General features: G+C 67.6%; 10 protein-coding genes. 6 read left to right on the top strand and 4 right to left on the bottom strand.

The genetic code is table 11. The features are described from left to right. The 4 genes from B4L26_RS18785 to B4L26_RS18770 all read left to right on the top strand — a co-directional run. On the top strand, positions 1 to 926 hold a 926-nt coding region (locus B4L26_RS18785; protein WP_290721469.1), incomplete at its 5' end, for an ATP-binding cassette domain-containing protein. Between the two features lie 64 nt (positions 927 to 990). Further along, positions 991 to 5,619 carry an NAD-glutamate dehydrogenase gene (locus tag B4L26_RS18780; protein WP_290721466.1) on the top strand — a complete coding sequence of 1,543 codons (4,629 nt, stop codon included), beginning with the start codon at positions 991 to 993 and terminating at the stop codon, positions 5,617 to 5,619. 160 nt (positions 5,620 to 5,779) lie between these two features. Beyond that, positions 5,780 to 6,229: an acyl-CoA thioesterase gene (locus B4L26_RS18775; RefSeq protein WP_324550005.1), complete on the top strand. Its 450-nt coding sequence runs from the start codon at positions 5,780 to 5,782 to the stop codon at positions 6,227 to 6,229. A 1-nt stretch (position 6,230) separates the two neighbouring features. Continuing rightward, positions 6,231 to 6,911, top strand: coding sequence for a hypothetical protein (locus B4L26_RS18770; protein WP_290721462.1), 681 nt, complete (start codon positions 6,231 to 6,233; stop codon positions 6,909 to 6,911). A gap of 28 nt (positions 6,912 to 6,939) precedes the next feature. On the opposite strand, the gene B4L26_RS18765 is transcribed toward B4L26_RS18770, so the two are convergent. Then, a complete protein-coding gene (locus tag B4L26_RS18765; protein WP_290721461.1) occupies positions 6,940 to 8,712 on the bottom strand; it encodes an alpha-amylase family glycosyl hydrolase in 1,773 nt (590 codons plus the stop codon). Between the two features lie 22 nt (positions 8,713 to 8,734). Continuing rightward, a complete protein-coding gene (locus tag B4L26_RS18760; protein ID WP_290721460.1) occupies positions 8,735 to 9,118 on the bottom strand; it encodes a globin in 384 nt (127 codons plus the stop codon). Between the two features lie 157 nt (positions 9,119 to 9,275). Between B4L26_RS18760 and B4L26_RS18755 the strand changes: the two genes are divergently transcribed. Next, positions 9,276 to 9,797 (top strand): HNH endonuclease, encoded by a 522-nt coding sequence (locus B4L26_RS18755; protein ID WP_324550014.1) that lies wholly within the window; start codon positions 9,276 to 9,278, stop codon positions 9,795 to 9,797. A gap of 229 nt (positions 9,798 to 10,026) precedes the next feature. Further along, on the top strand, positions 10,027 to 11,526 hold the full coding sequence (locus B4L26_RS18750) for a DUF222 domain-containing protein (protein WP_290721455.1): 1,500 nt from the start codon (positions 10,027 to 10,029) through the stop codon (positions 11,524 to 11,526). Positions 11,527 to 11,560: 34 nt separating this feature from the next. On the opposite strand, the gene B4L26_RS18745 is transcribed toward B4L26_RS18750, so the two are convergent. Both B4L26_RS18745 and B4L26_RS18740 read right to left on the bottom strand, forming a co-directional pair. After that, complete coding sequence (locus tag B4L26_RS18745) at positions 11,561 to 12,475, bottom strand: alpha/beta hydrolase (RefSeq protein ID WP_290721452.1); 915 nt, start codon at positions 12,473 to 12,475, stop codon at positions 11,561 to 11,563. Then, positions 12,472 to 13,863 carry a flavin-containing monooxygenase gene (locus B4L26_RS18740; RefSeq protein ID WP_290721450.1) on the bottom strand — a complete coding sequence of 464 codons (1,392 nt, stop codon included), beginning with the start codon at positions 13,861 to 13,863 and terminating at the stop codon, positions 12,472 to 12,474. Before B4L26_RS18740 ends, B4L26_RS18745 begins: the two co-directional genes overlap by 4 nt. Positions 13,864 to 14,000: the final 137 nt, after the last annotated feature.

The following is a 14,000-nucleotide window of genomic DNA, read 5'->3' as shown; positions in this document are numbered from 1 at the left end:
AGCGCCTGGAGGTCCAGGGCAAGAAGGACCAGAAGCTGCAGAAGCGTCTCAAGGAAGAGCTCGCCTGGGTGCGGTCGGGCGCCAAGGCTCGCCAGACCAAGAACAAGGCGCGCCTGGCCCGCTACGAGGAGATGGCCGCGGAGGCGGAGAAGACGCGCAAGCTCGACTTCGAGGAGATCCAGATCCCGACCCCGCCGCGGTTGGGCGACATCGTCGTCGAGGTGAACAACCTGGACAAGGGCTTCGACGGACGCGTGCTCATCAAGGACCTGTCGTTCAGCCTGCCGCGCAACGGCATCGTCGGCGTCATCGGCCCCAACGGCGTCGGCAAGACGACGCTCTTCAAGACCATCGTCGGTCTCGAGGAGCCGGACTCGGGCAACGTCAAGGTCGGTGAGACGGTCAAGCTGTCCTACGTCGACCAGACCCGAGCCAACATCGATCCCAAGAAGACTGTGTGGGAGGTCGTCTCCGACGGCCTCGACTACATCGAGGTCGGTCAGAATGAAATGCCGTCGCGCGCCTACGTCAGCGCGTTCGGCTTCAAGGGCGCCGATCAGCAGAAGCCGTCGGAGGTGCTTTCCGGCGGTGAGCGCAACCGCCTCAACCTTGCGCTGACCCTCAAAGAGGGCGGCAACCTGATCCTGCTGGACGAGCCGACCAACGACCTCGACGTCGAGACGCTCTCGTCGCTGGAAAACGCGCTGGAGACCTTCCCCGGCTGTGCCGTCGTCATCTCGCACGACCGCTGGTTCCTCGACCGCACGTGTACCCACATCCTCGCGTGGGAGGGCAACGTCGAAGAGGGCAATTGGTTCTGGTTCGAGGGCAACTTCGAGGCCTACGAGGCGAACAAGATCGAGCGCCTGGGCGCCGAGGCGGCCCGTCCGCACCGCGTGACGCACCGCAAGCTCACCCGCGACTGACCGTCGTCGAAAGTCCCGGCGTAACCGCCAACGATTCGGGCATGTCACGCCTAGCATCGACGGTGTGACCACGTCGACGTCGGTGCCCTCAGAAATCCGGTCCCAACTACGCACGGCGGGGGTGGAACTGCCCGACGCCGAGCTCGACGAATTCGCCTCGGTCGCCGCGGACAGACCCGACGGTGCACCGACGATAAGTATTCGCGAACGCGCCGGCAAGATCGTCGTCTACGTCGTCAATGACGACATGCCGATGATCGTCGAAGCGGTGCTCGCGGCCTCGCGTGACGCCGGCGTGCGCGTCGAATCGGTCGAACACCCCGTCGTCTCGGTGCAGCGCGGCCCCGGGGGCGAACTGCTCGGCATCGGGCCGCGCGCCGGTGCCGACGACGAGTCCTGGATTTGCTTGAGTGCGCGCGTGCGAACCGGCGACGACGGCGATGCGGCCGGCGACCGGCTGCGCGCGGCGATTGTGCGGTCGCTGGACTGCGTCGCCGCGGTCCACGCCGACCGCTCGGCGATGATCGAGTCGTTGCGGTTGACCGCCGACGAGATCGACGAGCCGGGCGGCGACGTCGAGTCGGCCGCCCTGCTGCGGTGGCTGGCCGACGGCAACTTCATCGCGTTGGGCGAGTGGTCCGACGATGCGCGGCGCGGCGTGTGCCGCACGGGCCTGGTCGAGTGGACGAACACCGATGACTGGGGCCCCGATGCCGCAGAGTGGGGCGCCGATTCCGACTCGTGGGCCCACGTGGCGCGCTGCTACCTCCAGACGGGGGTATCACGGTCGGACTATCCGATCGTCGTCAGCGGACCGCAGCACCGCTGGGTCGGGTCGCTGAGCACGGCGGGATTGAACCAATCGGTGTTCGACGTCCCGATCGTGCGCCGTGCCGCCGGTGGTGTGTTCGACGAGACCGGCGTCGACCTGGACTCCTTCGTCGGCGCGACGATGGTGGCGGCATTGCAGGCGTATCCGTTGGCGGAGTTGTTCGCCACGTCCACCGACGAGGACTCGCGACGACTGCACGCATTGCTCGCCGCGTCGGCGGCCACCGATCTCGATGCTTTCGTCCGGGTCAGCCCGTCGACGGGGACGGCCGCGGCGCTGGTCTACCTGCCGCGCGACCGGTACACCACGACGATCCGCCTGCAGCTGCAGGAGTTGCTGGCCCAGGAGCTGGGCGGGACCGATGTCGAGTACACCGGGCACGTCGGCGATGGCCCGCGCGCGCTATTGCAGGTGCTCATGCGCGTCGACGCCGACGGCGACCTCCCGTCGTACGCCACCGGCGGTCCCGCGCAGCAGGAGCTGCAGGCCAAACTCGCACGGTTGATCCGGACCTGGGACGAGCGGCTCGCCGCCAGCATCGGCACCGACGTCGACGACGAGGTGGCCAGCGAGTTGATGGCCTTTGTCGGCTCGGTCTCACCGGCATACCAGGAGGTCCGCGACCCGCACCGTGCCTACGACGACTTGCGCATCCTGGCGCCGATGGCACCCGGCGAGCTCGCGGTCACCGCACCCGACGCGAACACCGTCGTGTTGTATCTGTGCGACGGATCGGCCGATCTCACCGACCTGCTCCCGGTCTTCGACAGCCTGGGTGTGCGGGTGTCAGAGGAGCAGGCGTTCCGGATCGACCGACCCGACGGGGTGACCTGCTGGGCATACGAATTCGCCGTCGCTCTGCCGAACGACTCGCACGGCGGTGACGCCGATGGCGCCGCCGCCGACTCCGACGAGCGGACCGGGCGCCTCATCGACGCGTTCGAGGCGATTTGGCGCGGCAATGCCGAGCTCGACGCTTTCAACGGGCTGGTGCTCAGCACTGGTCTGACGTGGCGCGAGGTGGCGGTGCTGCGCGCCTACCACCGCTACCTGCGTCAGTGCGGGTTCGCCTACCGTGCCGCCTACGTCGCCGACGTCCTCGCCGGGCATGCCGGGGTGACGCGCGCCCTGCTCGACCTCTTCGCCGCGACGTTCGACCCCGACCTCGTCGACGAGGATCGTCGCGCCGCCGCGTCGGCCCGCCTCGACGAGGAGGCGGCCAAGGTCCTCAGCCTCGACGCCGACCGGGTGGTTTCGGCGCTGCGGTCTTTGGTGCATGCCACGCTGCGGACGAATGCGTATGTGACGCGGGACTATTCGCCTGGCGTGCGACGGGCCCTTGCGATCAAGCTCGCCACTCAACAGATCCCACTCGCCCCTTCGCCGCGGCCGCGATTCGAGGTGTTCGTGCACTCACCCCGGGTGGAGGGTGTGCATCTGCGCTTCGGTCTCGTCGCGCGCGGTGGGCTGCGCTGGTCGGACCGGCCCGAGGACTATCGCACCGAGATTCTGGGCCTGGTGAAGGCGCAGGCGGTCAAGAACGCCGTGATCGTGCCGCTCGGTGCGAAGGGCGGTTTCGTCGTGAAGGACGCCACCGGACCGTCGCGGGAGACCGTCGTCGGGCGTTACCGGGAGTTCATCGCCGCTCTGCTCGACGTCACCGACGACATCGACGCGGCCACCGGTGCGGTCATCGCTCCGGAGCGGGTGGTCCACCGCGACGGCGACGACCCCTACCTCGTCGTCGCCGCCGACAAGGGCACCGCCTCGTTCTCCGACGAGGCCAACGCCGTCGCCGCCGACTACGACTTCTGGCTCGGCGACGCCTTCGCGTCGGGCGGATCGGTCGGCTACGACCACAAGGCCATGGGCATCACCGCCAAGGGCGCCTGGATCTCGGTGCAGCGCCATTTCGCCGAGCTCGGGATCGACCCGCAGACCCAGGACATCACCGTCGTCGGCGTCGGGGACATGAGCGGCGACGTCTTCGGCAACGGCATGCTGTGCTCGGACCACATCCGGCTCGTCGGTGCCTTCGACCACCGGCACATCTTCCTCGACCCCGATCCCGACGCAGCGGCGTCGTTTGCCGAGCGGCAGCGGCTGTTCGATCTGCCGCGCTCGTCGTGGGAGGACTACGACAAGGAGTTGATCAGCGCCGGTGGCGGCGTGTTCAGCCGCGACCGCAAATCGATCCCGCTCTCGCCGGAGGTCCGTGCGGTGCTTGGGATCGACGATGACGTCGTCGAACTGTCCCCGCCCGATCTGATCCGGGCGATCCTGCTCGCGCCCGTCGACCTGCTGTGGAACGGCGGCATTGGGACCTACATCAAAGCGTCGACCCAGACCGACGCCGAGGTGGGCGACAAGGCCAACGACGCGGTGCGAGTCGACGCGAACCGGTTGCGCGTCACCGTCGTCGGCGAGGGCGGCAACCTCGGCGTCACCGAGGCCGGCCGCATCGAGGCCGACCTGAACGGGGTGGCGATCAACACCGATGCGTTGGACAACTCGGCCGGCGTCGACTGCTCTGACCACGAGGTCAACGTGAAGATCGCGTTGCAGGCGGCAGTCGCGTCGGGGGCATTGCCCGTGGCCGAGCGCAACGCCCTGCTCGCGTCACTGACCGACGACGTCGGCACAGCGGTGCTCGCAGACAACGTCGCGCAGAACAACGAACTCGGCTTCGAGCGCACGCAGGCGGTCGGGTACGTCGCCACCCACGAGCGGATGCTGGCCGAACTGGCCGAGCACCGCGGCGTCGACCTGGCCCTGGAGGGGCTGCCGACGCCGACGCAACTGCAGGAGCGCTTCGACTCCACACAGGCGCGCGGGCGGGCGCGAGGTCTCACCTCGCCCGAGCTGGCCACCCTGATGGCGCACGTCAAACTGGGGTTGAAAGCGGATCTGCTCGACTCCGACCTTCCCGAGAACGATCTCTTCGGCGCTCGGCTGCGGGAGTATTTCCCGGCCGCGCTCGCGGAGCGTTTCCCTGCGGAGGTGGATGCGCACCGTCTGCGCCGGGAGATCATCTCGACCAGTGTGGTCAACGACGTCGTCGACCTGGGCGGGCTGTCGCACGTGTTCCGGATCGAGGAGGGCAGCGGGGTCGGCCCGGTCGACACGGTACGCGCGTTCGTCGTCGCGACCGAGGTTTACGACCTGCTGCCGCTGTGGTCGCGGGTCATGTCGTCGAAGGTGGCGACGCCGGTCATCGACGAGATGCTCTACTACTCGCGGCGGTTGCTGTTCCGGGCGTCGCGCTGGTTCCTGGCCGCGCGGCCGCAGCCGCTGGCGCTGGCCGCCGAAGTAGCGCGCTACCGCGATCGCGTGGCCGGGCTGCGCGGTGAGGTGGACGGGTGGCTCGGGGCGGCGTCGCGGGCCGACGTGGACGAGCGTGCGCGGCGTTGGATCGCCGAGGGCGTCGACCCCGAACTGGCCCGCGATGTGGCACGCAGCCTGCACGACTATGCGCTGCTCGACATCATCGACGTCGCCGAGATTTCCGACCGTGCCGCCGACGAGGTGGGCAGCGTGTACTGGGCCCTGTGCGAGCGCCTTCACATCGAACAGTTGCTCACCGCGGTGACCGGGCTGTCGGCGCAGGACCGGTGGCAGGTGCAGGCGCGCCTGGCGATTCGCGACGACCTGCACGGCGTGCTGCGCACGCTGACGCAGACGATCCTCGACCTGGGGGAGCCGGGCGAGTCGCCGGAAGCGCAGATCTCCGATTGGGAGATGCACAATACCGCGCGGCTGGCCCGCGTCGCGACGACAATCGCGCAGGTCCGCGAGCGGGGCGAGATCGATTTCGCCTCCCTCTCGGTCGCCGCCCGGGCGTTGCGGAGCATCGCCGGCTGAGCCCATTCTCCCGCCGAGCGAGCCCGATCTCGCGCCGAGCGAGCCCATTCTCGCGCCGAGCGAGCCCATTCTTGCGCCGAGCGAGCCCGATCTTGCGCCGAGTGAACCCGGTGAAACAATGGCGATGACCCGATCGACTCGAAACGAGAGGCGCGTGCAGATGGAGATTCCCGACGACGGGGTGCGGATCGACACCGGCTACCTGGTCAAGGTGCCAGTGCGGTGGTCGGACATGGACGTGTTCCAGCACATCAACCACGCGCGGATGGTGACGCTGATCGAGGAGGCCCGGATCCCGTGGCTCTTCTACGACGAGCGGCCGACCGCTCCTCTGCGCGACGGGTGCGTTGTCGTCGACCTGCACGTCAAGTACCAGGCGCAGCTGCGCCACGACCAGGGGCCGATCGAGGTGCTGATGTACCTGGAGAAGCTGCGGTCCGTCGACTTCGTCGTCGGCTACGAAGTCCGCGCGGCCGGTGCCGATCCGGCTTCCAAGCCCGCGGTCGTCGCGTCGACGCAGCTCGCGTCGTTCGACATCTCCACCCAGCGCCCACGGCGGATGACCGATGCAGAGAAGGACTATCTGCGCGAGTTCCTCCGGCAGGCCTGAGGTGGGCGACCGGGCTCTGACACTGGCCTCACCCGCCGACGCTGCGGATACCGCCGCGTTCGCCAGCCGGCTGTTGCGCCTCGACGAGGCGGCGGTCATTCGCCTACAGCAGCGCGACGACGGTCTCGTCGGATTGTGGGGCACAACGGGATTCGAGGTGTTGGCAACGCGCGCGGTGTTCGGATCGCTGACCCCCGCCGACGTCGTCTGCGATGCTCGACTGCTCGCTGATTCCGCGGGTGCCGGGAACCTGGCGATTGACCCCGGGTTCGCCCTCGACAGCGCGTGGCGCGGTGCGCTGCCGCCCCAGACCGGCTACCAGCAGATCGACGACGTCCCGCTGCGGACCGTCGTCGACCTCGCCCAGCGCGGCGCGGGCCTTGCCCGGGAGCCGGTCGGTGGCCACGGTCCGGTGACGGGGCTGCTCGACCAGGTGGTGCTCGAGGTGTCCGACGGTCAAACATCGGTGGGAATCGCGCTGCGCACGTTGTTCGCGCTCACCGGGATGGGCTTTGCCCGCGACAAGAGCGGTCGGTCGATCAGCGAATCGTCGGCGCTGCACGACATCGCCGCCGACGAGCCGGTGCGCGTGCGTGCGAGCGCGACGTGGATCCGGCTCGATGCCCGGTTCGGCGCGGTGTATCAGCGACGAGGGGACCAGTTCGCCGTCACAGTGCTGTGACCGCCCACGCTTCGCCTATTGTTCGGCCCTACGTTTCCTGCTTGCGCGAGACCAACCACACCGCCGAGTTGCCGGGGAGCCGGCCGTCGACGAAGGGCTTGCTCGTCAGCAACACGTCGCCGGGTGGCACGCTCACCGGGTTGGGGCCGGTGTTTAACGCGCACACGAGCTTGCCCTTCGAGCGTCGGAACGCCAGGCAACCTTTTGGTGCGCCGTACCACTCGATCGCGTCGCCGCTGAACTCGTCGCGGTGGTACCGCAGCTCGATCGCGCGCCGGTACAGCGCCAGAGTGGAGTAGGTGTCGTCGAGCTGGGCGTCGACTGTCAGTGCGGCCCACTCCGGCGGCATCGGCAGCCAGGTGTGCGGGTTGGTGCTGAATCCGAACGGCGGTGTGTCACCCTGCCACGGGATGGGGACGCGCACGGCGTCGCGGCCGCGCGCGGTGTGGCCCGAGCGCTCCCACACGGGGTCCTGCAGCACCTCGTCGGGCAGCTCGACGTTGGGCAGTCCGAGTTCGGCGCCGTTGTAGATGAATGCCGTTCCAGGCAGTGCCAGTTCGACCAGCAACATGGCTCGGGCCCGGTCGGTGCCGATCGCGATGCCCTCGGGCGAGTCGTCGGGCGCGTAGCGGGTGACCTCGCGGTAGACGTCGTGGTTCGACAGGGCCCACGTGGGAGGGGCGCCCACGGCTTTCACCGCGGCCAGCGAGTTGTCGATCGCCCCGCGGATCTCGTCGACGGTGAACGCGGCCATGGCGAGTCGGAAGTTGAACCCGAGGTGCAATTCATCGGGCCGCAGGTATGCGGCGAACTGGGCGTTGTCGTCCACCCACACCTCGCCGACGGTGAACGCGCCGGGGTATTCGTCGACGACCGCACGGATGCGCCGGTGGATCGGGTGGACCTGCGGGTTGTTGAACCGCGGGTCGGAGTCGGTGTGCCGCAACACGATCGCCGTGTCGAGGTCCATGTCGGGGAGGCCGGGGGCTTTGGCCAGACCGTGCGCGACGTCGATGCGGAAGCCGTCGATACCGCGGTCGAGCCAGAAGCGCAGCGTCTGCTCGAGGTCGGCGACGACCTCGGGGTTGTCGAAGTTCACGTCGGGCTGTTCGGGGGCGAACAGGTGTAGGTACCACTGACCGGGCGTCCCGTCAGGTTCGGTGATCCGCGACCACGCGGGACCGCCGAAGACGCTCACCCAGTTGTTGGGCGGGGCACTGCCGTCGGGTCCTTGTCCGTCGCGGAAGTAGTAGCGTGACCGGGCCGCGCTGCCGCGGCCTGCAGCGAGCGCCTCGGCGAACCAGGGGTGCTCGACGCTGGTGTGGTTGGGCACCAAGTCCATGGCGACGCGGATGTCGCGCGAATGGGCGTCGGCGACGAGACGGTCGAGCTCGGCGAGATCACCGAACAGGGGGTCGATGTCGCGCGGGTCGGACACGTCGTAGCCGTGGTCGGCCATCGGGGAGCGCATTACCGGCGAGAGCCAGATGGCGTCGACGCCGAGCAGTTCGAGATAGCCGAGTTTGCTGATGACGCCGCCGAGGTCCCCGACGCCGTCACCGTTGGAGTCGGCGAACGAGCGTGGATAGATCTGGTAGACCACGGCGTTGCGCCACCAGGTCGAGTCCGTCGGGTCCAGTTGCTGTGCTCTGCGCTGCGACGGTGTGACGGCGCTGGGAGTGACGGCGCTGGGGGTGACGGCGCTGGGGGTGACGGCGCTGGAGCGGACGACGTTGGCGCGCACCACATTCGACGTGGAGCCGGCGCTGGCCGATCGCACGATGTTGGGAGTCTGGCTCATCGGGGTGGGGGATCCCTTCGGGTCAGAAGGCCGCGTTGACGAGTGAGTTGGCCGCCATGTTCACGTAGTCCAGCAACGCCGTGCGGTGCTCGTCGTCGAGCACATCGGGACCGATCTCGGCGATCGCCGTCGTCATGCAGCGTAGCCACGCATCGCGCTCGATGGCGCTGATGTGGTACGACGCGTGTCGCATGCGCAACCGTGGATGGCCGCGTTCGTCGGAGTAGGTGTGCGGCCCGCCCCAGTACTGCTCCAGGAACATTCGGAGGCGGCGGGCGGCCGGGCCGAGGTCCTCCTCGGGGTACATCGGGCGCAAGAGATCGTCGCGCGCGACTTCGGCATAGAACCGCTCGGTGATGGCCTCGAACGTCGCATGGCCACCCACCTCGTCGTAGAAACTGGGCACGCTCCCATTGTCCACACCGTGCGCGGCAACGTGGTGTTCGGGCGGCGTTCACCCCGTCGTGGCGCAGGTGAACTGGGCAAGTCGAATCACCCCGTACCTGCGACGACACGCGAGAATTGGCGTGCGCTGCGCCGACGACCGTGGTTGTCTGGGTGGCGTGATCGGTTTCTCCTGGCAGCGGCAACGCGTATTGCTGCTCAACGCCACCTACGAGCCGCTCACCGTCGTGTCGACTCGGCGGGCCATCGTGCTCACCATCACAGGCCGTGCCGAGACCGTCCACGAGGACGAGGATCACGCCCTTGCGCACTCCGAGCAACTCGTCGTCCCGGTCCCGTCGGTGATCCGGCTGCGCCACTTCGTGCGCGTTCCCTACCGTGCCCAGATCCCGATGACGCGGGCGGCGCTGATGCGCCGCGACGCCAATCGGTGCGTCTATTGCGGGTCGCGCGCGACCACGATCGACCACGTCGTGCCCCGCAGCCGCGGCGGCGCCAACACCTGGGACAACTGCGTGGCCTGCTGCGCTCCGTGCAACCGTCGTAAGGCCGACCGGTTGCTGTCGGAGCTGGGTTGGTCGCTGAATCGTGCGCCGGTCGCGCCGAAGGGGCGGCACTGGCGGCTGTTGGCGACCGTCACCGACATCGACCCGGTGTGGGAGCAGTATCTGGCCGCGTGAGGCCCCGGTTCCTCCGCTTTTCTTCGCTTTCGGTGACCGACGGAATCGCTGTGGCGGTTGTCGGACCACGGGTGTAGTGTGAACAGTAGTTCGAACAACACGTTGTTCATGCACTTCAGAGGGGGTGAATCCGGTGATCGAAGCGACTTGTGTGACTTCCGACTGCGCTGCCGAAGCGGGAGCACAAGCGGACGTATCGTTCGTGTTGCCGGATTGCCCGCTTGAGCTGATGCGGCTGGCCGATGCCGCCCTTGCCAAGGCGGCATCGGCCCCGTTGGCGGCGGTGACCGAGGACAACCTGCTGGCGGTGTCGCGGTGCAGTGAGCGGCTGCGGCGGCGCCAGGTGGGGTTCGATGCACAGCTGTTGGTGGAGGTCAACGACCGTAGCGCCCAGGAGCGTGAGGGATTCGTCCGGATCTTGACATGGTTGTCCCAGGGGCTGCGATTGGGACGCTCTGAGGCAATGCGCCGGTATCGACACTCGCAGAAGATTGCCAAGCTGACCGGGTTGAGCGGACAAACCCTGCCTCCGGTGCTCCCGGCGACCGCGGCGGCGGTGGCTGCCGGAGACATCGGCCATCAGCACGTCGGCGTGATCATCGGCGTGATGCGCGAATTGCCGGCCGCATTGCCGACGGACGTGCGTGAAACCGCTGAGGCAGATTTGGCGAAAATGGCCGCGCAGTTGGCGCCTTCGGAGTTGAAGCGCGCTGGCCAGCGGTTGGTGGAGTTGCTCGATCCGGACGGCCGGCTCTCCGATGAGCGTGACCGCAGGCGCAACCGCGAGCTGTTCGTCGGATTCCAGAACCGGCAGGCGATGAGTGAACTTTCGGGGCGGTTGACGCCGGGCGTGCGCGCCAAGTTGGACGTGTTGCTCGCGAACTGGGCAGCACCGGGGATGAACAACCACGACGATCCGGAGGGCGACAGGTTATTCGGTTCGGTGGAGGACATGCCCGACACTGAGGCTGCACGCGAACAACTGGCGCAAGCTCGGCGCCGCGACTACCGGAGCGCCGCTCAGCGCAATCATGATGCTCTCGAGGCGTTGCTCGACTATGTGATGGGCCACGGTGGGTTGGGCAAGCCGAAGCGGATTCCGGGCCAGCTGGTGATCACCGCGAGCCTGTCCGACATCAAGGCCGGCTGCGGGAGTGCCCTGACCGCGACTGGTGCAATCGTGCCGGTGGGCGAATTGGTCAAGGTGGCAGCGCACCTGGATCCGTCACTGGTGGTATTCGGTGACCACTCGCGTGAGGTGCTGTATCTGGCCCGCGCCAGCCGGTCCGCCACGCTCGGTCAACGCCTGGCGCTCTTCGCCCGTGATCGTGGCTGCACCGCACCGGACTGCGACCATGCCTTCCATCTGAGCGAGGCCCACCACCTGCCCGACTGGGCCAAGGGTGGCGCCACCGACATCGACAAGTTGACCGCCGCAGATGGACGGCACAACCGTGCCGTCGGCGACCGGCCGGGCCAATGGGAGACGGTGTACCGCCGCCACGGAGCCAACTGTGGACGGGTGGAATGGAGGCTGCGCCGACGCGACGGCACGTTTGGGAAAGCGCGGATCAACCAGGTCCATCACCCCGACGACCTCGCCCGCGACGCAGCCTCGGTCAAGCGACTCAAGCAAGGCCACGCCGACCGGGATGACACCGGTCCTCCGGTACCCACGCCGAACGTAGAACAGCGGTTCTGCACACGGCTCGGAGTTACATTCCTTTGACTTAGGGCAGAGGATGACTTAGGGCAGAGGACGTTTATAGGGCGACGTGCCTGCGCAGGAAGTCGACCTCGTGCTGGGCGCATCGCTCGAACCAGTTGTTCCCGGACACCCCGGCGAAGATGTCGAAGTGATCGCACGGGTAGTGGCGCACCTCCGCGCGGGCCGCGAACGCCGCCTTGGCCGCGGCCTGTGGGGGAGCACCCTGGTCGAGGTCGGCGATCTGCACGAGCATCGGCGCGGTGATCTGCTTCGCGAACTTGGCCGGCCGGTACGAGGCGAGCTCGGTCCCGATCGTCGCATCGATCTCGTTGCGCCACGATGGGCCGGCCGTCTCCGTGGCGGCCTCGTAGTAGCCGGGGGCGGTGAGCGCGCCGAACTCGCCCGGCCGGGCGACGATCGGGATGGTCACCGGATCTTTGCCCATGCGCTGGCGGGCGGAGCTGCGCCAGCCCGTTGTCGTCGAGCGGAGTATCGACGCAGGGGTGTGCAGCGGCAATCCGTGGCGGGCCGCGGCGAGGCCGTTCACCATCGGGACGACGGCGATGATCGCGGCGACGTCGTCGCGTGACGCGCCGACCTCGAAGACGTGTCCGCCCGACTGCGATACGCCCCAGAGGATGATCCTCGTCGGGTCGACACCGGGTTGGCGGGCGGCCGCCTCGCACGCCGCGTGGTAGTCGGCGATCTGATTGCGCATCGAAATTCGTTGCCGCGGAACGCCTCCCGACTCGCCGAATCCTCGGTAGTCGAAGGCGAACACTGCGTATCCCGCGGCACGCAGGGCGCGGGCATACGGGTCGAGTCCGGAGTCCTTGGTGCCTCCGGCGCCGTGGCCCATGACGACGACCGGTGCCGGGGTGGGGCTGGCTGAGGGATACAGCCACGCAGCGCATCGCACGCCGCCGCTGATGAACTCGAGGTCCACGCGTTCGTCGGTCGAGGTGCTCATGCTTTTGCCTCCACGCTCGTCGTCGGCGCTACTTTGTCGACCGCGTTGCCGACGCCGGCCCAGGTGGGCGGGCCCAGTTCGCGGGCGCGTTTGAGTCCCTCGGGTATCTCCTTGGTGCGCATGTTGTGCTCGTAGAGGAAGTAGTCGAGCTGCTGGGTGTGGCGCGGCCGGTCCAGCATGTGACCGGTGTAGAGCTCCATATCCTCGGTGATGACGCGGTGCATGTCGTCGACCGATGGGAGGCGGTAGTTGCCGACGGCGTAGGCGCCGACGAGTCGAGCCTGGGATTCGACAAAGGGGAACAGCGTCGGCGTCGCCTGGGCGAACCCGTGGAAGATCAAGTCATCGATGCCGGGGTAGAACATGCGCTTGTACAGGTCGATGCGGTTGTCCGGCGCGCTGATGAACTCCTCGTCGAAGAACGGGAAGGTGATGTTGTAGCCGGTGGCGTAGATGATGATGTCGAAGTCGCCCGACGTCCCGTCGTCGAAGTGCACGGTGTCGCCGTCGAGACGGCTGATGTTCGGCTTGGGGATGACGTCGCCGGAGCCCAGGCGCAGCGGCAGTTCCAGCGACTGCGTCGGGTGGGCTTCGAAGAACTTGTGGTTGGGCGTGGGCAGGCCGAAGTCCTCGGGCCGCCCGACCATCGGGATCATCGTCTGAAGCAACTTGCGCTGCCACTTCAGCGGGATGTGCGGCGAGGTCCGGTAGAACTTGTCCGCCGGCGTCGACCCGTAGTATTTCGGGACGATCCACGCGCCCGACCGCGTTGAGAGCGTGAGCGTGTTCTGTAGCGACTTCGACGACAGTTCGACGGCGATGTCGGCCGCGCTGTTGCCCAGGCCGACGACGAGGATCCGCTTGCCGGTGAAGTCGTGCGGCGTCTTGATGTCGATGTAGTGGTGGGCATGCATCTCGATGCCGTTGAACTCGCCGGGGAAGTTCGGATACCGCGGGTCCCAGTGGTGGCCGTTGGCAACGACGAGTAGGTCGAAGCGGCGCTTGCCGGTCTTCTGCGTTTCCAGTTCCCACCCGCCGCCGGGCAGGCGCTGCGCGTGCACGACGCCGTTCTCGAACTCGATGTTGCGCTTGAGGTCGAAGGCCTGCGCGTAATCCTCGAGGTACTGCTTGATCTCCGTGTGGTGCGGGAAATCCGGGTACTCCTCGGGCATTGGGAAGTCCTTGAAGGACAGTTGATGCTTGGAGGTGTCGATATGCAGCGAGCGGTACGCGCTGGAGTGGCCGTTGGGATTCCCGAATGCCCAGTTGCCGCCGATTCGATCCGACGACTCGAAGACGGTGTGTTCGACGTCGTAGTCGGTCAACATCTTCGACGACGTCAGGCCGCTGATCCCAGCACCGATCACCGCCACTGTGGGTTTGGTCATAGTGGCAGAGTACACAGATTTGGCAATGTGTCTACAGTGTTCGCGGCACGGTGTGCCGGTCTTACGCTGAAGCACATGGCCACCCCGAGTCGCCCGCGGCGTCACATCCTGATCGTCGAGCTTGTCAAGTTGTCTGT

It is taken from the genome of Gordonia sp. UBA7599 (assembly GCA_002477755.1).
In the GTDB taxonomy this organism is placed as follows: Bacteria; Actinomycetota; Actinomycetes; order Mycobacteriales; family Mycobacteriaceae; genus Gordonia.
Note: the sequence above shows the minus strand (reverse complement) of the source record. Positions and strands in the feature narration are given on the sequence as shown.